This window comes from Streptomyces blastmyceticus (assembly GCF_039521185.1).
Classification (GTDB): Bacteria; Actinomycetota; Actinomycetes; order Streptomycetales; family Streptomycetaceae; genus Streptomyces; species Streptomyces blastmyceticus.
Window position 1 is genome coordinate 157,257 of the sequence record NZ_BAAABW010000027.1, and the last position, 19,630, is coordinate 176,886.

The following is a 19,630-nucleotide window of genomic DNA, read 5'->3' on the forward strand; positions in this document are numbered from 1 at the left end:
GGAAGCTGAGGTTCGGCGCCTACGGGTGGGCCGGGGCGGGAGCAGGGGCGAGCAAGCGGGTGAGCATGCGTCGGAGCGGTTCGTACAGGGCTCGGGCGATGAACTGGTCCTCCGCGCTCTTCGTGTCACCGTCGAAGTACGGGTCCAGCACGTCGAGCACACTGTGCAGCAGGCTGGACTCGGGGGTGTCGGTTCGCGGGGGTACGGCCCCGCGGTTCGGGGCGAAGGCGGCGTCGACGAAGACCACCCGGGCCGGTACGCCGCCGCGCACCAGCCGCCCGATCACCTGCCAGATCAGGACCAGCATGTCCCAGGTGACCTGCTCCCGCACATCGTCGCCGAGGCGGCTCCACGCCATCGAGCGGGCGAGCACCTGGTACCAGCGCGAACGGGCGAGGCGGCGGACCTCGTCGGCAAATTCCTCGACGGTGGTCTGTCCCTGTGCCCAGGTGTCGAAGTCACCACCGGTGACGGCGCGGACGATCCAGTCGTTGACGGCGTGGACGGCCAGGGACAGGTCCTCGGGGTGCGGATTGGGCCGGGCCAAGAAGTAGACCGTGCCGATGGCTGCCTCATCGTCGTCGTTGAGGATGTTGTGGCCCCGCTCGACGGCCAGCAGGGGCGCCACGAGGATGTTCGCGTCGAGGTCCTTCAGGTGCTCGACGTCGCCCCGGCGCAGTGACCGGGCACGGTAGGCGGACGGCGCCTCGTCCTCCGGGGCGATCTCCTCGTCGTCCGAGACCAGGCACAGTACGCTGTCGCGCCAGCGGGAGTTGAGGTTGTGCAGGGTGTCGGCCACGATGCGTGCCTCGGTGTAGCTGCCGACCAGCAGAAGGATCTGGTCTCGCCCAGGGGGAAGGGAGAGCAACTCGCGCTCCAGCGGGCCTCCTTCGACGGCGTCGTACTCTCCAGCGCCAAGGTGGGTGGCGATACGACGCAGCTTCTCGGGGCGGTCGTCCGGGTGGGTTCCCGACAGTCGCAGCCTCTCGTCGCCGTCGTCGATGAACTCGAAGCGCATCAGGCTCTCGTCCGCGATGCGTTCGGTCACCTCGGTCGGCGGCTCGATGACGACACCGACCGGGACGCAGACGTGGTAGCGGCTGGACGCGCCCGCCCAGCTGCTGCCGGACATGAGCAGCAGATGGGCGCCGGGCCTGCCGTCGACGGAGGCAATGTGGGGCATGGCGCGCAGCAGCTCACGTCCGACGCCGCTGCAGCGGAAGAAGGTCAGCTCGCCGCTGCGGACTCCGCCCTCGTCCTCGCCCGGGACCCGGAACTGGAAGCCGAGTACGTTGCCCATAGGAGCCTCGGGCACCATCGGGCCGTAGTCGAGCGGCCGACGGTACATCGTGTTGTAGTCCAGACTGAGGGCGGCCTCGACGCGGGGCCACATCGCGTTGATCATGGCGAGCCGGGGTTCCAGGGCACTGAGCAGCAGCGTGAACTCGAAGCGTTCGGCAAGCTTCTGCCGCCACTGCTCGGGAGTCTGGGGCGGTGGTTTGGGCTTCCGGCGGCTCCCGTGCTTCTTCTGCCGTTCCCCCTCCGCACGCTGCCACTCGTCGTACTTCTCCTTGTACTCCTGCTTCCGGGCAGCCATGTGCTGCGGGTCGATGCGGAAGACCTCGTCCATGACTTCGGTCAGATGGCGGCGGGTGTTCTCCGGGTTGCCGGTGTGAAGCAGTTCGTTGAGGAGGGCGGTCAGCCGGCTGAAGTCCTCCTCCGTCCTGCGGCGGCGGTCGCCGAAGGTATTGTCGCGGAAGGCGTCGAGAAGCTTGCCGAGGGCCTGTCTGGGGGCGTGGTTCCGGTGTTCCGGCCCGCTGCCGTCGGGGAGTTCGTAGCGTTCGTCGAGCAGTCCGAGCTGGAGCGTCCAGGCGCTGAAGTAGCCCGTCCGCACCCATTTGCGCAGCTCGTACCCGGCGACGAGCATCGCGTACAGCCGGTCGGTGGCCGCTGCGGCGGTGTTGAGGGCGGCGGCGAAGGTCTCCACGTCCCGTTCGGAGAGCTGGGTGCGCCCGCTCGCGGCGAGTTCCCGGATCTTGTGCCGACTCAGCTGGTCGATGAGGCCCTTGTCCTCGTCGCTGGCGAGGACGACGGCGGGTGCGAAGGCCTGGTCGAGTTGCATCTGCACGCGGTCGGCCTCGTTGATGATCACGAGGTCGCTGCGGCGGCAGGCGAGTTCGAGGTAGCGGATACGCTCGCCGTTCTGGGGGCGGGGCGGCGAGGCGTCGATCAGTCCGGCGGGCGTGGCCACCCAGATCAGGGCGCCGACCAAAGTGCGGGCCCCATGGTGCCGGGGGCAGGCGGACCAGTACGGGCAGCTCGTCGCCCTCCTCTGCCATTCGGAGGCCCGTCCACCGCCCTTGTCGCGCCGCGGGTCCGAGGGTGGCCGGAGCCGGGAGCAGGGCGCCTCGCCGAAGGCGAGCGGCTCGGTGGACGAAATGGCGCCCTGCCGCATGATGTTGAGCACGCAGGAGGTCCCGAGGTAGGCGAAGGCGGGGTCGTCGTGGGCGAGCAGCCGGTGCTCGCCCCGGCCTGCCAGCCGGCGGTGCAGCCGCTGAGTGTGCCGCTCCCGGCCGGAGGACCCGAGCACGGGTGCGGCGGCGCCGTCGGTGTAGAGGTTGTAGAGCCGGACGAGCTTCAGCACCTCCGCGACATCGGTGACCACGATGGTGGTGCGCTTGCGGAGTTTGGCGAGATGGACGGCGACGATGTCGCGCAGCGTGCTCTTGCCCGCGCCGACGATGCCGAGCAAGTGCTGGATCCCATCGACCGTGAACGTGAAGTCCTCGTCCTTGCCGGCCTTGTGGAACGTGCCGTTCTCCTTGGTGGACAGGTCGAAGGCCCGCAGCCGCTCCAGCCAGCGCGGCGGCCTACCCTCCCCGACGCGGGCGTGCGTGGCGTCCATCTCCGCTGCGGTGCGCTCCAGATTCTTCCTGGTGAAGACCAGGGGCTCTCCGCCACCGGCCGGTTCCAGGTCCATGTCGTGGGCGACAAGGGGGGTGTGGGGGACGGGCGGGAGGTCGACGACAGCCAGGGTGCGGCTGACGGGGAAGGCATGCGGCCCCTGGCTCGCGACCGGCATGCGCTGGCCCGCGAGCGGCGGGGCGACACGCAGCAATTGCTCGTAGACGGGGAAGCGGTCGCCGGCGACGGAGAGTTCGCGGCGGATGGCGGGCGACTCGGTGTCCGGTACGTCGTAGCCGCGCACCCTGGGGTCGAACAGCCGGTAGCTCTCCAGCGCCTCGCGCCAGGTACGGCCCCTGCGCAGTGTCCACAGCGAGTACCGGGCGACACGCAGCGTCCGCGCGGTGTCCGGTGGCAGCCGCGCTCCGTACGCCTCGGCGAACCCGTATCCGCTGAACAGTACCCAGGCGCTGCCCGCGGGGCTGCCCGGCATCAGCTTCTGCTGGAGGTACAGGCCGAGTTCCACCTGGCAGAGGGCTTCCAGGGCGGGATTGGGGACGGACGGCCCCAGGAATGCCTTGAGTGCGCGGAGCACGTCGGTCAGCGGCGGGGTGATGCTACGCATCGTCCTTCTCCTCTCTCGGGGCCCGTCCCAGGTCAGGCACGAGGTCCACGGGTGTGGTGAGCACCAGCCGGTCCCGCAGGAGTGCGGGAAGGGCGTCGGTGAAGGCCTCCCGGTAGCCGTCCCGCCCGGCGAGCGCGTCAGGGACCACAACGAGGGTGCGGTCCGCGAGGGGTGCGCTGTCAGTGAGATGTGCGGCAAGGAGGGCCGGCTGCAGGCGGTCGTGCACCTGGATGTCCACGACTCCGGGACCGGTGTCCCTCAGCCGGTAGGCGGACAGAGGCCCCGACAGGGCCTCGTGGTCGATCCCGGCGCGATCCAGCGCCTCCCGGGCGGCCTCTTCCGTCCGGTGCGGCAGTGCGAGGAACATCCGCAGCGAACGCCGCAGGATCCACGCCTGTTCCGGCTCGCGGATCAGTATCAGAGGGTCGTCGCGCGGGCATTCCTCCCCCTCGCACCAGATGTCCGCGTTGGTGGCGGACGGCCCGGGTACGGGCACGGCGCCGTCCCGGGGCAGTGCGGGGAGCCCGCACGAAGGGCAGCGCAGGAAGTCGCCGTCGACGAGCAGGGATTCGGGCAGCGGCCCGTAGAGGTCCTTGACCCGGCTCCAGACGGCCTTGCTCCAGCCGGGCCCGAAGCGGTCCCGCTGGTGGACCACCGGGTGGCGGGCCAGGAACCTCCGACACTGCCGGTAGCGCGCACCTGCTCCGCACCGCGCTTCCAGGTCGCCCAAAAGCGCGCAGGCGTGCACCGCCACGCCCCCGTCCGGCCCGTGCGAGGCGACTTCGAGGCACGACCGGGTCGGCATCCGGCCAACCGGGTGTACCAGCGTCGCGCCCGGGGTGACCAGGGAGGCGGGAACCGCGAAGAGCGGATCGCCCGCCGGCCTGGTCCGGCACCACTCCCACAGCTCCGGAAGGCTCCTCGGCGGTGTCTCCCCAACGTCGAGGCAGTGCATCACCGTGTGGTCCAGCGCACGCTGGGCGAGACCGGGATAGGGCAGGGCGAACGAGCGGAGTCCCTGGACCTCGGCGAGGGCCGCCACCATGCGGGCGAGCTCGCGGAAGAGTTCGCTGCCCACGCCCTCGGACTCCTCCCCGGTGTCCGGCCAGCCGGCCCGGCGGGCCGCCCCCGTCCTCATGCCGCGGCCTCGGTGGCGGGCGACGCCGAGCACCAGCGGGCCACTTCGCACCGCTCGCAGGAGCGTCCGGGCATGGCCGCGTAATGGTCGTCCCCGTGCCAGTCGGCCACCATCGCCCGCAGGACTTCCTCCGCCGCGGTCCGGTTGGCGGAGGCGAAGGGGTCGATGATCTCCAGGTCGGCACCGCCGGGACGCAGCACCTCCAGCTCGACCCGGGCACGGGACGGAGCGCCGCCCAAGTCACCGCGGGCGATCAGCACGACCGCCAGGGCCAGTTGGGGGTAGAGCTCCAGCAAGGGGCGGTTCGACCGCCGGTCGGTGGCGGAGGTCTTGGTCTCGCGCCATACCCATGAGCCGGCGTCCCGGTAGAGCAGGTCGGGTGCGGCGATCACCACCACGTCGGCGGCGGTGTCGTGCCGCACCACCCGGGGTTCGGTCCGCACGTCTGTCCCGTCCCCGACGCACCGCAGCGGGCAGACAGCGGCGTGCCGCCGCAACAGAAGTGCGCCGAGCATGCGTTCGCGGTCGGGCAGGTCGAACCCGTCCGGCACCCATTCCTCGGGAACCTCGACTGTGCACGGTCGCGGCGATCCGTGGCCGTGCCGGTCGGCGAGGTAGGCGTGCAGGGCCCGGCCGCGCTCGGCCGTCACCTCGCGCTCGACGGAGTCCGCCGTGGGCAGGTGCAGCCGGCGCATGTGGTCGCGGGCCGGGCAGACCCGGTAGTTGCGTCCGTTCGTCACCGACCAGGTGCGGCGGGGCCGGTCCGGCGACTCGATGCCCAACAGTCCGGGCGCCGCTCGCAGGGCCGGGCAGACCGATAGGTAGGGGCATCCGCCGCAGGCGGAACCGGGGCGGTATTCCCGTCCGTCCAGTACCCGGGCCAGGGCGTCGGGGCCGTGCTCGCGGTACCGGGCGAGCGCCTGTTCCCGGCTACCGGCGAAGAGCTCCCGCGTACGGCCGTCGAACAGCGCGAACTCCACGATCCGTACGTGCTCCGGCGGGGGCCCGGGGGTGCCCTCGGCCAGCACCAGGGCGACAGCAGCGGTGAACCCGTCGGGCGGCAGGTTCCGGTTCAGGCGGTGCACGGGCAGACGCAGTTCACGGTAGGAACCGTCGGCGGAGGCCAGGCGCCGGCCCCACACGGTGAAGCGGTACTCCTGGGCGTTCCGCGGGTCGGGGCCGGACGGCCGGTAGCGGTACGTCCATGGCTCGGGGACCTCGTTCAGGGGGCGTTCCGGGTCGGCGGGGAAGGTCGCTTCGTACGCCTTCACACCGTGGTCCGACCAGGTCCTCAGGCCGTCGTGCAAGGGCGCGGTACGTGTCCGGGGCGGGCTGCCGGAGGGCCGGGAGCGGGCGTCGCAGGCGGCCATGAAGGGGCCGAGAGAGAATTGTTCCAACTGCTCGCGGCGGCGCGGTAACCGGTCGGTGGGGTGGTAGCCGCGGGTCTTGAGGGCGTCGGCGGCGGGGCAGCGGAATTCTCCTCCCTTGAACATTCCGGCGGATACCGTGATGACTTCGGAGGTGCGGGTCACCCCGTCGGGGGGTAGCCATGCCTGTGACACTTCCTGCTCCATTTCTGTACAGAGGAAATAAGGGTGGACATGAAGGAGATCGAGGAGATCGGCAATGTGGAGAAGCGCTACGAAGTGCTGGACATGGTCGGTGACGGCGGTCAGGGCGACCTCTTCCTCGGCCGTGACCGCAGGATCGGGGAGAGAGTGGCGTTGAAGCTCCAGAAGGCCCGGGATCTCGGCCCAGAGAGCGATTTCTCTTGGGCCGGAAGGAGGCTTCTCGAAGAGGGCTCCCGCATGATGATGCTGACGGGAATTCAGGCGATTCCCGAAATAGTCGCCACCGGGACGCACCGAGGGCGCCGATGCCTGGTCATGGAATTCGTCGAGGGGCGCCAACTGCAGAACGTGCTGTTGGCGGCCCGGCCCGTCAGGCATCCCGGATCCATCGCCTCCGTCATCGGCCAGCTGTGCGAAATCCTACGGGAAGTGCACGACCGGAATCTGGTGCACTGCGATCTCAAACCCGAGAACGTCATCGTGCAACCGGACGGCCGTCTCCGGCTCATCGACATGGGCCACGCGATCATGGCGGACGAGGAGACATCCTGCGAGCGCGGCACGCGTGGCTGGGCCTCCCCCGAGCAGTCCGACGCATGCCCCTCAGGTCTGACGCGGCGGGCGGACATCTTCGGGCTCGGCTGCATCCTGCTGGAAATGACTGTCATGCGGCTGCCCTATGGCGGACTGGAGGAGCGGGCGGAACCGGGGGCCCCGGTGCTGCCAGCCGACCTGCTCGGCAAGCTCCCGCCGGAGTTCGCTTCCCTCGCGCTGTGGATGGTCCGGTGGGAGGCGGAGGAGCGCCCGGCGGATGTCCGTGAGGTGTTCGACCGACTCCGCCCGTACCTGCCCCGGCTGGGCTCGCGACGGCCGTCGAAGCGGCTGCACCCCGACCCGACCGAGTACTACCGCACGGCATCCGCCTCGGCTGTGACGGCAAGACGATGGTCGCCGGCCGGGCGGATCACCTCAGCCCTTCCAGCAACTCTCGGACTTCACCTACGCCTTCACCGCCCATCAGTTCACGCAGCACAATGACTCTCTCCAGCTCCCGTACCGCCGTGTCGGTCTCACCGGCGGACACCAGGACCTCCGCGAAGAGCAGCCGCGCCTTGTCCTCGTTGGGCCAGTTCTCCTGTTCGCGGTAGATGTCGCAGGCCTGCCGGTACAGGGAGATGGCCTCGTCCCGCTCGGAGCGGGCCAGATGCACCTTGGCCAAGGTGAACAGCACGTCGGCCAGGCCGCTGCGCTCCACCGTGTGCTCCACCACAACCAGGGCATCGGCGCACCGGCGGAGCGCCTGCTCGTGCTCGCCCCGGTCGTGGTGGAGCGCCCCGAGGGCGTTCAGGGCGGCCGCCTCCCCGACCAGGTCGGACACCTCCCGGCACAACTCCAGTGCCTGACACAGCGCTTCCTCCGCCCCCGTCCGGTCGCCCTGCTTCCGCAGGGTGATCCCGAGCCGGTGCAGCGACCGGGCCAGACTCAGCCGGCCTTCCTCGCTGTGGTCCTCCTCGCTGAGCCGAACGGCCCGGCGCAGGTAACCCACGGCCTCGTTGTACTTGCCGAGCCGCCACTTTGTCCCTGCCAGCATCCGGTGGACCATGGCGCGATCGACCGGGGCGGCGGCGGATTCAGCTGCTTCGGCGGCGTACAGGAGGTTCCTCAGCGCGTCGTCGAGGAGGTGCCGACGCCACTGATAGGTGACCAGGGCCATCGAAAGCAGCCATTTGTACCGTTCGATGCCCTGGCCGATGGCTAATCGGATGCCTCGCTGGACGGTGGCGTACTCCTCGTCCAGGAACGCCATCGCCTGCCCCGGTTCCGCGGGGTCGGTGACCGTGACCCCGTCGGGCTCGCCGATGGGCAGGGTGCGCTCGTGGTCGAGCACCCGGTCGCAGGCGCGGACGTTGTGCAACTGGTGTTCCAGCACCTGCCGTACGGTCGCCCGCTCGATGTCCGCCGTCTCTCCGTCCGGCCCCAGTTGCACGTGCCGACGGGCGAAAGCCCGCACGAGATCGTGCAACCCGTAACGGTCGCCCTGGAGCTCCACCAGGTTCGCCGCCACGAGCTCCACCAAGGCGCGGTCGGTGCGCGCCCCTTCGCCCACCGCCCTCCCGAGGTCCATCACCGCCTCCCAGGAGGCGCTGGGCCCGGGGTGGACGGCGAGCTGCCACAGCAGCAGCCGGGCCTCCTCACCGAGTACGCGTACGGAGCAGTTCAGCGCGGCACGGACCGACAGTTCATGTTCCGGCAGATGCAGGGTGTCCAGCTTCGCCCGCTCCCGCTCCTCCTTCATCTCCCGCACCAGGTCGGGGATGGTACGGAGCGGACGCGCACCGACTTCCAGGAGCCGGGCCACCACGGCGAGGGCCAGCGGCAACCGACCGCAAAGGCGGACCAGTTCGCTGAAGGCCCGGGCATACTTCACCCGGTCCTCGGCCGACACCTTCTCCTGGAGCACCTCCAGGGCGTCCGCCTCCTGCAGCGGCTCCATCTTGCGGAACAGCACCTTCCTCTCGGACTGCAGACGCAAAAGGTCATTGCGGCTGGTGATGATCACTGCGCAAGTGCCGTCTCCGGGGAGCAACGGCAGCACCTGCTGGGCGTTGAGCGCGTCGTCGAGGACGATGAGTACCGAACGGCGGGCCAGTGCCGACCGCAGCGCATTGCTCTTGCTCTCCGGTCCGGTCACCGTGGTGTAAGGCGGCAGCGCGGCCAGGAACCCGTCCAGGACCTCGTCCGGTTCGGCGGGCCGCACGTCTCCGTCGGCGAACCCATTCAGTCCGGCGTAGAGCACCCCGTCGGGGAACCGCTCCCGCAGCCGAAGGGCGAGGTGGTGAGCCACCGTGCTCTTCCCTACACCCGCCATGCCGCTGACGAGGACCAGCGCCAGGTTGCCGGCGTCCTGTTCCTCGCACACCGCCTCGACGAGGCTGCGGATCAGTTCGTCCTGCCCGACTGGCCTGCGGCTGCTGCCGGGCAACTGGTTGGGTACGGGCGGCAAGAGCGTCCCGCCCGGCCGGTTGGCGACTCCCCGGACCTGGTCGATGGCGCTCCGCAATTCGGCGTCCGGCTTTCCGTTGCGCTGCGTCCACTCCTTGATGAGCCGTTCACGCCGGCGCTCCGGCAGGTCGTCGTGGGCGAGCAGGTAGAACTGGAAGACCTCGGGCAGTTCCGGTGCGCGCTCGAACCATTTCTCCGTCTCCTCACGGAGCCACTTCTCCTGCCTGGACCTCCAGGCGGCGTCCAGCCGGGCATACACGGCGGACATCAACTCGGCCCGCAGCTTCTCCCGGCGCGACTGGAAGCCGCTCTCGGTCAGCCCGCGCAGTGGTTCGCCTTCGTCCCACTCCTCCAGGGCCGCACCGAGTTGCTCGAACTGCTCCGGAGGGCTCAGCCCCGCAGCTCTCGCCACCCTGTCGTGGAAGCGGAGCAGATCAACGCTGCCCTCCGGCACGCGGAGTGTGCAGTAACCCGACCTGCCACCATGGGGCACGACCTCCCGGCCCAGTTGCTTCCGCAGGTCGGAGACGGCACGGTCCACCCGGGCGCCGGCGTTCTCGTCGCCCTTCCAGAGGACTTCGGCGATCTCCTCCCTGGTACATCGACAGCCCGGTGATGTCACCAGAAGTGCGAACAGCCCGGCCGCCTTCGAACCTCCGAAGACCTTTCCGCCGCCATCCCCTTCGGCTCTGACCGGGCCCAGCACGTGCCCCTCCATCGCCCTTCCCTTCTCCTCGCCGGAAGCAGCCGTCCGGGCCCCTCGACGGCGCCCCCTTCATCTGTGCGCTGCGGTGTTCCGCTTCACACGCGCTTGCTCCTTCACGCCCCCAGGCCTCAGTTTTCCCTCAGTTTCCGCTCCGCGGCCTCCTCCCGTCCCCGGGCACGATGGCACCAGCCGCTCGCAGAAGTGCAAGACGGCGGCGTAGCCATCCATCGACCCATCAGGAAGGAACCGCAGGCCCTATGAACAACCGTCAGCGAAATCGTCGGGCGAACCGTCTGCGCCAGTCCCCCGACTGGCCGCCGAGCCGCCGGCGAGCGGCCGGCCGGACCAAGGGCACCACACCGGCGATCCCGCGCGCCGAAGCGCCGGATGCCTCGCCCTCCGAGACCGCCTGAGCTCCACAGCTCGTGGGTGCCCGTCCCGGGCGGGCACCCACCCACCTCGGCCCCACCCCTTTGAACTACTCCGACCGGCGAGCTCGCGGCCTTTCCGCAACTGTCACACGCTCGTGGTCGAAGGCGGCGGTTCCCGGCCGACAAGACCAACACCGCATACGTACGCATCGAAGTGAGGTGCCTGGGGCCGCTTCCCGCTCCATCCGCATCTGGGGTGATGTCACCACCCCGCAGCGCTTCAGCCCGTCCAGCACCTCGACATCTGCGGCGCCTTCGGCACCTTCAGCTCAAAGAAAGGACATTTCCTGATGTATCCATCACCCAGCAGTATGTTCGCCTCAGTGAGGCGGCACTTCGACGACCCCCGGGTCGGCGACGCGGTCCTCATGACCGTTCCTACGGACACCGAGGGGGTGGAGCCGGTCCGGCTGACCGCTGCCGAGACGCACGAGGCCTTGTACGGGCAGGGCTCCGACCCGCAGTTCGCCGCCACGGTCTGGAAGGAGGTGCTCAGCACCGCGCTGAGCGACCTCGCTCCACACGGCACCGGGAAGCTCCCGGTGATCTGGCTGGCCCTGCCCCGGTTGACCGGGACGGTCCACCGTGTCTGCACGCGCCTGCGTGCCGATCGGTCGGACGTGGAGGCCGAGATGGTCCTGGCTCTCCTGGAGGAGCTGGCGGCCCCGGACGCCGCGAGCCGCCTCTCCGACTCCTCCCTGATCCACGCGGCGCGCACCAGGGCGTGGCGCTTCGCCCGCGACGGCCTGCGGGATCTCCCCTCCACCCAGGTCGAGCGCATCGCCCAGGCCCGCGCGTTCACCGCGTCCGACGGGGAGGCGGACACTCCGGCCGAGGAAGGCCTCGACGTGCGGGTCGACCGTCCGGACGGCCCGGGCGGGCTGCGCGCCCCGCTGCGCTTCCGGGTGCGCCCGGAGCATCTGCGCAAGGGCGTCCTCGCCGACACCGACGACGGGACGAGGGACCGTTCGACGTGCCACGGCCCCCTGAAGAACCGACGGTCCGGGCGCCGCGTGGGCACCCGGCCGGTCCGCCCTGTGGGGGGACGAGCATGAAGGATCCAGCAGAGGGCCGACTCAGTTTCACCGAGATGTTCGACCTGCCCGTCGCAGTGGACCTGCGGACGGCTGCCCGAGCGCTCGGGATCGGCTCGACGACCGCGTACCGGCTGATCCGCAAGGACGAGTTCCCCTGCCCCGTCCTCCGCGTCGGAGGCAGGTACAGGATTCCGACCAACGAGCTGATGCGTGCCCTGGGGATCGAGGACCGTCCGCTGTACAGCGTGGATCTGGAACTGGACACGGGCGGTCCGGGAGCCGGCTTCTGACCAGGAAGAAGAGCCGGGCCTCGCGTCCACCACCACCGTGCGGCCCCGTGGCATCAGCCACGGGGCCGCACGGCCCTGCTTCTCCACGCCCCACCCGGCCCGTCACCCGGCGGTGGCCCGCTGAGTCGCCGCGCCCGGATGATCGTGCACCATGGCAGAGCGGCCTGGTCGACCTGAGGTGAGACCTCAGCGCCGGCTGTGACACAGGATTCGGGTTCTATACGCGGCGGAAGACCTACGTATGCCCACCGGGGATCGAAGGCAAGGCGGTCGTAGCCCCAGTCCCGGAGACGCGCAGCGAGTCGAGAACGAGGAGTCCACAGGGTCCACGTCATGCACTTCGGGAAACAGGTCGATCCCACCAGGCCACACCTGAGCAGCCGAGGAAACCTGCAGGTCAGTCGCCCTTCCCCACCGGCTTCAAAATCGCCACGCATTCCACATGATGCGTCATCGGAAACAGATCGAACGCCCGCAGCGTCACCGGCTTGTAGCCCTCCTCCGCGAAGTACGCCAGGTCACGGGCCAGGGCTGCCGGGTCACACGCCACGTAGGCGATCCGCCGCGCGCCCAGCGAAGCCAGATGCTGGACCGTCTGCTTGCCGGCGCCTGCGCGGGGCGGGTCGAGGACGATGATGTCGGCGTGGTCGATGCCCGTGCGCGGGAGGACCTGTTCGACCTTGCCCTGCTCGATGCGGACGCGGTCGAGGTCCTGGAGGTTGTGGCGGGCGTCCTCCACCGCGCGCTTGCTCGACTCGATGCCGAGGACCGCGCCCTTGTCCGTGATGCGCTCGCCGAGGGCTCCGGCGAAGAGGCCGACGCCGCAGTAGAGGTCGAGGGCCATGTCGTTCTTGCGGGGCATCAGGCCCTGCATGACGGCCTTGATCAGCATGTCGGCGGCCTGGGGGTGGACCTGCCAGAAGCCGCCCTCGCCGACGCGGTAGGTGCGCTCGTCGGCGCGCTCGCGGACGAAGGGGCGGCCGTGGACGCGGTGGACGGCCTTGTCCTTCTCGCCGATGCGCAGCACCGAGACGGGCTTGTCGAGCTCGACGATGGGAAGGCGGCCGCCGGGCTTGGGGGTGAGGATGACCTGGCGGTCGGCGGAGCCGGAGGCGGCGATGGCCTCGACGGTGGCGATCTGCGGCCACTCGCGCTTCTCGATGCCGAGCTCGGTGACGCCGGGGGCGGCGATCATGCAGTGGTCGATGACCTGGACGTCGTGCGAGCGGTGCTTGCGCAGTCCGGCGTGGCCCTCGGCGTCGATCGCGTACTGGACGCGGGTGCGCCAGGCCGGGACCTCGCCCGCCGGGAGCTTGTCGCCCTCGGCCGGCATGACCGTGCCGTCCCAGCCGGCCTCCTCGGGGGTGAGGCCCGCGAGGCGCTTGAGCTGCTCGGCGATGACCTCGCCCTTGAAGCGGCGCTGGGCGCCGGGCTTGGCGTGCTGCCAGTCGCAGCCGCCGCACTTGCCGGGGCCGGAGAAGGGGCAGGGCGCCTCGACGCGGTCCTTGGACGCCTGGAGGATCTCGACGGCGTCGGCGCGCAGGAAGCGGGAGGTGGACTCGCCCTCGGTGATCCGGGCGACGACGCGCTCGCCGGGCAGCGCGTGGCGGACGAAGAGCACCCGGCCCGCCTCGGTGCGGGCGACGCAGTGACCGCCGTGGGCGACCGGGCCGACCTCCACCTCGTACTCGTGGCCGACCAGCGATGCTTCGGTCTCGTGCTGCATGGCGGGTCGACTCCAGAGATGGTGAGAGGGTGCTGCGGGACAACAGCCGTTCAGTCTACGTCCCGCAGCACCCTGCTCCTGCCGCCTACTTCTTGGTGGCGGCCTTTTCCTTCTTGTCCTTCTTGGGCGCCGCGACGGGGCCGCGCCGGACGGAGCCCGGGGCGTTCCACTCGGCGTGCTTGCGGGCCCGCTTCTTGGCCGCTTCGGAGGAGTCGAGCTGCCAGGGCACGGAGGTGACCATCACCCCGGGGGTGAAGAGCAGCCGGCCCTTGAGGCGCAGGGCGCTCTGGTTGTGCAGCAGGTGCTCGTACCAGTGGCCGACCACGTACTCCGGGATGTAGACGCTGACCGCGTCGCGCGGGCTCTCCTTCCTCAGGCTCTTGACGTAGTCGATGATCGGCCGGGTGATCTCCCGGTAGGGCGAGTCGAGGACCTTCAGCGGGACGTCGATGGAGCGGCGGTGCCACTCGTCGCGCAGTGCCTTGGTCTCGGCCGGGTCGACGCTGATGCTGAGCGCTTCGAGGGTGTCGGAGCGCATCAGCTTGGCGTAGGCGAGGGCGCGCAGGGTCGGCTTGTGGACCTTGGAGACCAGGACGATGGAGTGCACGCGGGAGGGCCGTACGGCCTCGTCGCCCGGCTCCTCGTCGATGGCGATCTCCTCGGCGACCCGGTCGTAGTGCTTCCGGATGGCCGTCATGGTGGCGTAGAAGATCACCATGCCGAGCAGGGCGACCCAGGCGCCGTGGGTGAACTTCGTCAGCAGGACGACGACGAGGACCAGGCCGGTGAGGAAGGCGCCGAAGGCATTGATGGCCCGGGAGCGCATCATGTGGCGGCGCTTGGCCGGGTCGGTCTCGGTGCGCAGGTGGCGGTTCCAGTGCCGCACCATGCCGGTCTGGCTGAGCGTGAAGGACACGAAGACGCCGACGATGTACAGCTGGATCAGCTTGGTGGAGTCCGCACCGTAGATGTAGGTGAGGACGGCGGCGGCGCCGGCGAGCAGCACGATGCCGTTGGAGAAGGCGAGCCGGTCGCCGCGGGTGTGCAGCTGGCGCGGCAGGTAGCGGTCCTGGGCGAGGATCGAGCCGAGCAGCGGGAAGCCGTTGTACGCGGTGTTGGCGGCCAGGAAGAGGACGAGGGCGGTGGCGGCGGCGAGCACGATGAAGAGGAACGAGCCGTTGCCGAAGACCGCCTCGGCGACCTGGGAGATCACCGGGTTCTGGGTGTAGCCGGAGCCGACGGGCTTGCCGTTGTTCAGCAGCTCGGTGGCGGGGTGCTCGGCCATCCGGACCTTGGTGGCCATGGCCAGCGCGATGATGCCGCAGAACATGGTGACCGCGAGGCCGCCCATGAGGGCGAGCGTGGAGGCCGCGTTCTTGCTCTTGGGCTTGCGGAACGCGGGGACGCCGTTGCTGATGGCCTCGACGCCGGTGAGGGCGGCGCAGCCGGAGGAGAAGGCGCGCAGCAGCAGGAAGACGAGGGCGAAGCCGGCCAGGCCCTGGTGCTCGGCGCTGATGGTGTAGTCGGCGGTGGGGGCCTTCATGGTGTCGCCCGCGACCAGGCCGCGCCAGGCACCCCAGGCGATCATGATGAAGACGCCGCCGACGAAGACGTAGGTCGGGATGGCGAAGAGCTTGCCCGACTCCCGCACGCCGCGCAGGTTCATCAGCGTGAGCAGGACGATCACGCCGATGGCGCAGGCCGTCTTGTGTTCGACGACGAAGGGGATGGCGGAGCCGAGGTTCTCGATGCCGGAGGCGATGGAGACCGCGACGGTCAGGACGTAGTCGACGAGCAGGGCGCTGGCGACGGTGAGGCCCGCCTTGGGGCCGAGGTTGACGTTGGCGACCTCGTAGTCACCGCCACCGCTGGGGTAGGCGTGCACGTTCTGGCGGTACGAGGCGACCACCGTGAACATCAGCACCACGACCGCGAGGGCGATCCAGGGGCTGAAGTGGTAGGCGGACACACCTGCCACGGACAGGACGAGCAGCACTTCGCCCGGCGCGTACGCCACGGAGGAGAGCGGGTCGGAAGCGAAGACGGGGAGCGCGATGCGTTTGGGGAGAAGGGTCTCGCCCAGCTTGTTGCTGTGCAGCGCCCGGCCGATGAGGATCCGTTTCGGCAGGTCGGTCAATTTGGACACGCAGAGGATCGTAAGGGTTCCGTATTGATCGTGTGTACCCGCCACCCTCCGGAGCGGGAATGTGGCGCACGCCGCATTCCCGCCCCGGAGGCTTGTCGATCACGGTTGGTCCTGATAAGTGCCTGGTCAGCCCTCCAGGAGGACGGGCAGGGTGCGGTGTCCGTTGGAGATGAACGACTCGACGGGCCGCAGCTCGCCGGGGTCGGCCGCGAGCCGCAGGCGGGGGAAGCGTTCGAAGAGGGCGGGCAGGGCGACGGCCGCTTCGAGCTTCGCGAGGGGTGCGCCGAGGCAGTAGTGGACGCCGTGGCCGAAGGCGAGGTGCTCCTTGGTGACGCGGGTGAGGTCGAAGCGGTCGGCGCCGGGGCCGTGGAGGAGGGGGTCGCGGCCGGCGGCGGCGTAGGCGGCGACGATGGCGTCGCCCTTGCGGAGGGTGAGGCCGTCGAGCTCGATGTCCTCGGTGGCGTAGCGCAGCGGCAGGTTGGCGACGGGGGACTGGAAGCGGAGGGTCTCCTCGATCACGTCGTCCCAGTCGGCCCGGCCGTCCCGCACGAGGGCGAGCTGATCGGGGTGGGTGAGGAGGGCGTGAATGGCGTTGTCGAGGAGGTTGACGGTGGTCTCGTGCCCGGCGCTGATGATGAGCAACAGGGTGTCGACGAGCTCCTGTTCGCTGAGCCGGGAGCCGTCCTCCTCGCGGGCGGAGATCAAGATGCTGGTCATGTCGTCGCCGGGGGTGGCGCGCTTGGCGGCGACCAGTCCGCCGAGGACCTCGTAGATACGGGTATAGGTGGCGGTGACCTCGTCGGGGTCGGCGGAGGTGTGGAAGATGCTGTCGATGCAGGTCCGCAGCCCCTCGCGGGTGTCCTCGTCGGTGACGCCGAAGAGCTCGCAGATCACCTGGATGGGGATGGGGTAGGCGTAGTCCTCGCGGAGGTCGACGGGGGTGCCGTGGGGGCGGGCGGCGAGGCCGTCGAGGAGGTCCGCGGTCAGCTGCTCGATGCGGGGGCGCAGGGCGGCGGTGCGGCGGGCGGTGAAGGCCTTGGAGACGAGGGTGCGCAGCCGTTTGTGGTTGCCGCCGTAGGCGGTGAACATGTTCTGCACGGCGACCCAGGTGAACAGGGGCCACTCCGGCGAGATCTCACCGTTGATCCAGGCCGGCCAGTGCTGCCGCGGGTCCTTGGAGACGCGGGGGTCGGTGAGGAGCTGCTTGAGGAGGGGCTGGGTGGTTATTGCCCACGCCACCACTCCGCCAGGAAGCTCCACGGGCGTCGCGGCTCCCCGCTCGCGGATGCGGGCGGCCTCGCCGTGGATGTCGCGGCCTGTGGGATCGATCCGGAGGGGGGCGAGCTGGCGGTCCATCGACTGTCTCCAGGGGTGTCGGCCGGCTGGTGGGGCTGATGCTGGTGAGGGTGCTGATGGTGCGGCTGTGCGTGGGGGCCCGCCGGTGCGGGCGCGGGCCGGGTGGGGTGCACGGGCGGGAAGCGCACGGGCAGGGCGGTCAGGGCGCGGTGGAAGGGGCCGGGCCGCCAGACCAGGCGGTCGACGGGGACGGCCAGTTCGAGGTCGGGGAGGCGGTCGAGGAGCTTCTCGACGGCCACGGCGGCGATCAGCCGGGCGGCGTCCTTGGCGGGGCAGGTGTGCGGGCCCGCGCTCCAGGCGAGGTGGGCGCGGTTGCCGGCGCGCTGGTCGGACAGCAGGGCCGGGTCGGTGTTGGCGGCGGCGAAGCTCACCACGACGGGCTCCCCCGCGCGCAGCGGCACGCCGCCGAGGTCGAGGTCGTGCAGGGGGTAGTGGACGCCGTAGTTGGCCATCGGCGGGTCGAGCCAGAGGACCTCGTCGAGGGCGTCCTCGACGGGCATGCTGCCGCCGGCGAGGTCGCCCGCGAAGCGGTCGTCGGAGAGCAGCAGCCGCAGGGCGTTGGCGATGAGGTTCTGCTGGGGCTCGGTGCCGGCGCCGATGAGGACGACGAGTTGGTGGAGCATCTCCTCGTCGGTGAGCCGGGCGGGGTGGGCCATCAGCCAGGACGTCATGTCCGCGCCGGGCTTGACGTGCTTGAGGCCGACGAGTTCGACGAGGCTCTGGGTGATGAGGGCGTCGGCGCGCTCGTGGTCGACGCCGTCGAAGATCCCGGAGAAGCCCTCGACGAGCCGGTCGCCGATCTCGGGCGGGCAGCCGAAGAGCTGCTGGAAGACGAGGAGGGGCAGCATCTTGGCGTAGGAGCCGAGGAGATCGGCCTCGCCGAGGGTCGCGAACCGGTCGATGAGGGTGTCGGCGCTGCGCTCGACGTAGCCGCGCAGGGCGTTGGGGTCGATCCGGGAGAGGCTGTCGGTGACGGCGGCCCGCAGGCGGCGGTGGGCGTCGCCGTCGGAGAAGAGGCAGTTGGGCCGGTAGGCCATCATCGGGACGACGGGGTTGTCGGGGGCGACGCGCCCGTCGGCGAGGGCGCGCCAGCGGCGGGCGTCCTTGCCGAAGCTGTCGGGGCTGCGCAGGACGTCGAGCGCCGCCCGGTAGTCGGTGACGAGGGTGGCGTGGGCGCCGGGCGCCAGCTCGACGGGGGAGGCGGGGCCCTGGGCGCGCAGCCGCCGGTAGACGGCGTGCGGGTCGGCGGCGAAGTCCGGCCCGTGCAGGGGGGTGGGCGCCTGGTGGGCGGGGCAGCCCGGCGGGGGGCCGGGCGGTGGCGCGGTGCCCGCGTCGGGGCGGTGGGTCACACGGGCTCCTGGGCGGTGCGGGGCTGTCGGCTGCGGAGGTATTCCACGAGGGAGATCAGGGCGCGGGTGGAGGAGATCCGGTCCCGGGCGTCGCAGGTGATCAGCGGGGTCTCGGGGAGCAGGTCGAGGGCCTCGCGGATCTCCTCCTCGGGGTGGGCGGGCGCGCCGTCGAAGTGGTTGATGGCGACGGCGTACGGCAGGCCGTGTTCCTCCAGCAGTCCCATGACCTCGAAGGACTGCTCCAGGCGCCGGGTGTCGGCGAGGACGAGGGCGCCGAGCGCGCCGTGGGTCATGTCCTGCCAGAGCCGGGTGAAGCGCTGCTGGCCGGGGGCGCCGAAGAGATAGAGGACGAGGCTGTCGCTGAGGGTGACGCGGCCGAAGTCCATGGCGACCGTGGTGGTGGTCTTGCCCTCGATGCCGGCGAGGTCGTCGACGAGGGCGCCGGCCTGGGTCATGGTCTCTTCGGTGCGCAGCGGCCGGATCTCCGAAAGGGAGCCGACGAAGGTGGTCTTGCCGACCGCGAAGTGGCCCACGACGAGGAGTTTCGCGGCGGTCCGCACGCTCTGCCGCAGATAGACCGCTCCCTCAGAGGCGAGCGCGGAGTCCATCCAGTACCTCCTGAAGGATCTGGGCCTCGGGGAGTTGTGCCGAGGGGATGGGGGCCCGGGTGATGAGGTGACCGCTGTCCACGAGGTCGCCGAGCAGCACCTTGGTGACGCTGACGGGCAGCGCCAGGTGCCCGGCGATCTCGGCGACCGACAGCGCGCCGCCGAGGCAGAGCTCCATGAGCCGGCGCTTTTCGGGGCTGAGCCCGCCGAGCGGCCGGTCGTACTGGGCGATGACCAGGGTGACCAGGTCGAAGGTGTTGCGGGTGGGGTGGGCGCGGCCGTCGGTGACGACGTACGGCCGTACTAATCCCTGTCCGCGCCTCGGCGCCGGGGGTGTCATGGGGTGCCCGTGCCGTGCCATGTGGCCTGCCGGGGCGGGCTGGTGAGCTCCTTCCCCAGCCGGTCGACCAGCTTCTGCATGCGGTAGGTGACGGCTTCCATGTCGACGTCCGCGGTGGCGGAGACGGCGAGGTAGGCGCCGGGGCCGGCGGCTATCAGGAAGACGTAGCCGTGGGCGAATTCCACGAGCGTCTGCCGCCAGGGGGTGTCCTGCTGGTTCTGGTGGGTGCAGAACTCCGCGGTGGAGCGGCTGATCGACTGGAGCCCGGAGAGCGCCGCGGCCTGCCGCTCGGCCTCGTCGCGGTCGATGCCCGCGGAGCGGGCGCGGAGCATGCCGTCGGAGGAGAGGAGGATCGCGTGCCGGGCCTCCGGCATCTTCACGACCTCGTCGAGCATCCAGC

14 protein-coding genes are annotated in these 19,630 nt (G+C 70.5%); 3 read left to right on the plus strand and 11 right to left on the minus strand.

The window, feature by feature from the left end; genetic code table 11:
• Nucleotides 1–19: 19 nt before the first annotated feature.
• Genes ABD269_RS27470 through ABD269_RS27480 form a run of 3 tightly spaced genes read right to left on the minus strand, consistent with a single transcriptional unit; the run spans nt 20 to nt 6,199 of the window.
• Nucleotides 20–3,529, minus strand: a complete 3,510-nt coding sequence (locus ABD269_RS27470; protein ID WP_344122156.1) for a pPIWI_RE_Z domain-containing protein — start codon at nt 3,527–3,529, stop codon at nt 20–22.
• Nucleotides 3,522–4,667, minus strand: a complete 1,146-nt coding sequence (locus ABD269_RS27475; protein ID WP_344122158.1) for a pPIWI_RE_Y domain-containing protein — start codon at nt 4,665–4,667, stop codon at nt 3,522–3,524. The genes ABD269_RS27470 and ABD269_RS27475 overlap by 8 nt, the downstream gene beginning before the upstream one ends.
• Nucleotides 4,664–6,199 carry a PD-(D/E)XK nuclease family protein gene (locus ABD269_RS27480; protein ID WP_344122160.1) on the minus strand — a complete coding sequence of 512 codons (1,536 nt, stop codon included), beginning with the start codon at nt 6,197–6,199 and terminating at the stop codon, nt 4,664–4,666. The genes ABD269_RS27475 and ABD269_RS27480 overlap by 4 nt, the downstream gene beginning before the upstream one ends.
• Before the next feature lie 69 nt (nt 6,200–6,268).
• Between ABD269_RS27480 and ABD269_RS27485 the strand changes: the two genes are divergently transcribed.
• Nucleotides 6,269–7,276, plus strand: coding sequence for a serine/threonine protein kinase (locus ABD269_RS27485; protein WP_344122162.1), 1,008 nt, complete (start codon nt 6,269–6,271; stop codon nt 7,274–7,276).
• On the opposite strand, the gene ABD269_RS27490 is transcribed toward ABD269_RS27485, so the two are convergent.
• Nucleotides 7,203–9,959, minus strand: a complete 2,757-nt coding sequence (locus ABD269_RS27490; RefSeq protein WP_344122164.1) for an AfsR/SARP family transcriptional regulator — start codon at nt 9,957–9,959, stop codon at nt 7,203–7,205. The genes ABD269_RS27485 and ABD269_RS27490 overlap by 74 nt on opposite strands.
• Nucleotides 9,960–10,701: 742 nt before the next feature.
• Here ABD269_RS27490 and ABD269_RS27495 point away from each other — a divergent pair.
• Both ABD269_RS27495 and ABD269_RS27500 read left to right on the plus strand, forming a co-directional pair.
• Complete coding sequence (locus ABD269_RS27495; RefSeq protein WP_344122166.1) at nt 10,702–11,433, plus strand: hypothetical protein; 732 nt, start codon at nt 10,702–10,704, stop codon at nt 11,431–11,433.
• Nucleotides 11,430–11,705, plus strand: coding sequence for a helix-turn-helix domain-containing protein (locus ABD269_RS27500; RefSeq protein WP_344122168.1), 276 nt, complete (start codon nt 11,430–11,432; stop codon nt 11,703–11,705). The genes ABD269_RS27495 and ABD269_RS27500 overlap by 4 nt, the downstream gene beginning before the upstream one ends.
• Before the next feature lie 397 nt (nt 11,706–12,102).
• Here ABD269_RS27500 and ABD269_RS27505 read toward each other — a convergent pair whose 3' ends face one another.
• The 7 genes from ABD269_RS27505 to ABD269_RS27535 form a co-directional block, all read right to left on the minus strand.
• Nucleotides 12,103–13,431 (minus strand): class I SAM-dependent RNA methyltransferase, encoded by a 1,329-nt coding sequence (locus tag ABD269_RS27505; RefSeq protein ID WP_344122170.1) that lies wholly within the window; start codon nt 13,429–13,431, stop codon nt 12,103–12,105.
• 85 nt (nt 13,432–13,516) lie between these two features.
• Nucleotides 13,517–15,577: an APC family permease gene (locus ABD269_RS27510; protein WP_344122172.1), complete on the minus strand. Its 2,061-nt coding sequence runs from the start codon at nt 15,575–15,577 to the stop codon at nt 13,517–13,519.
• A gap of 126 nt (nt 15,578–15,703) precedes the next feature.
• A complete protein-coding gene (locus ABD269_RS27515) occupies nt 15,704–16,837 on the minus strand; it encodes a cytochrome P450 family protein (RefSeq protein WP_344122174.1) in 1,134 nt (377 codons plus the stop codon).
• On the minus strand, nt 16,801–18,282 hold the full coding sequence (locus ABD269_RS27520; RefSeq protein WP_344122176.1) for a cytochrome P450: 1,482 nt from the start codon (nt 18,280–18,282) through the stop codon (nt 16,801–16,803). Before ABD269_RS27520 ends, ABD269_RS27515 begins: the two co-directional genes overlap by 37 nt.
• Complete coding sequence (locus ABD269_RS27525) at nt 18,279–18,890, minus strand: GTP-binding protein (RefSeq protein ID WP_301891804.1); 612 nt, start codon at nt 18,888–18,890, stop codon at nt 18,279–18,281. Before ABD269_RS27525 ends, ABD269_RS27520 begins: the two co-directional genes overlap by 4 nt.
• The gene (locus ABD269_RS27530) at nt 18,868–19,230 is read right to left on the minus strand and encodes a DUF742 domain-containing protein (protein ID WP_116214317.1); all 363 of its coding nucleotides are present in this window, start codon (nt 19,228–19,230) and stop codon (nt 18,868–18,870) included. The genes ABD269_RS27525 and ABD269_RS27530 overlap by 23 nt, the downstream gene beginning before the upstream one ends.
• Entirely contained in the window at nt 19,227–19,625 is a 399-nt protein-coding gene (locus tag ABD269_RS27535; RefSeq protein ID WP_425572997.1) for a roadblock/LC7 domain-containing protein, read from the minus strand. Before ABD269_RS27535 ends, ABD269_RS27530 begins: the two co-directional genes overlap by 4 nt.
• Nucleotides 19,626–19,630: the final 5 nt, after the last annotated feature.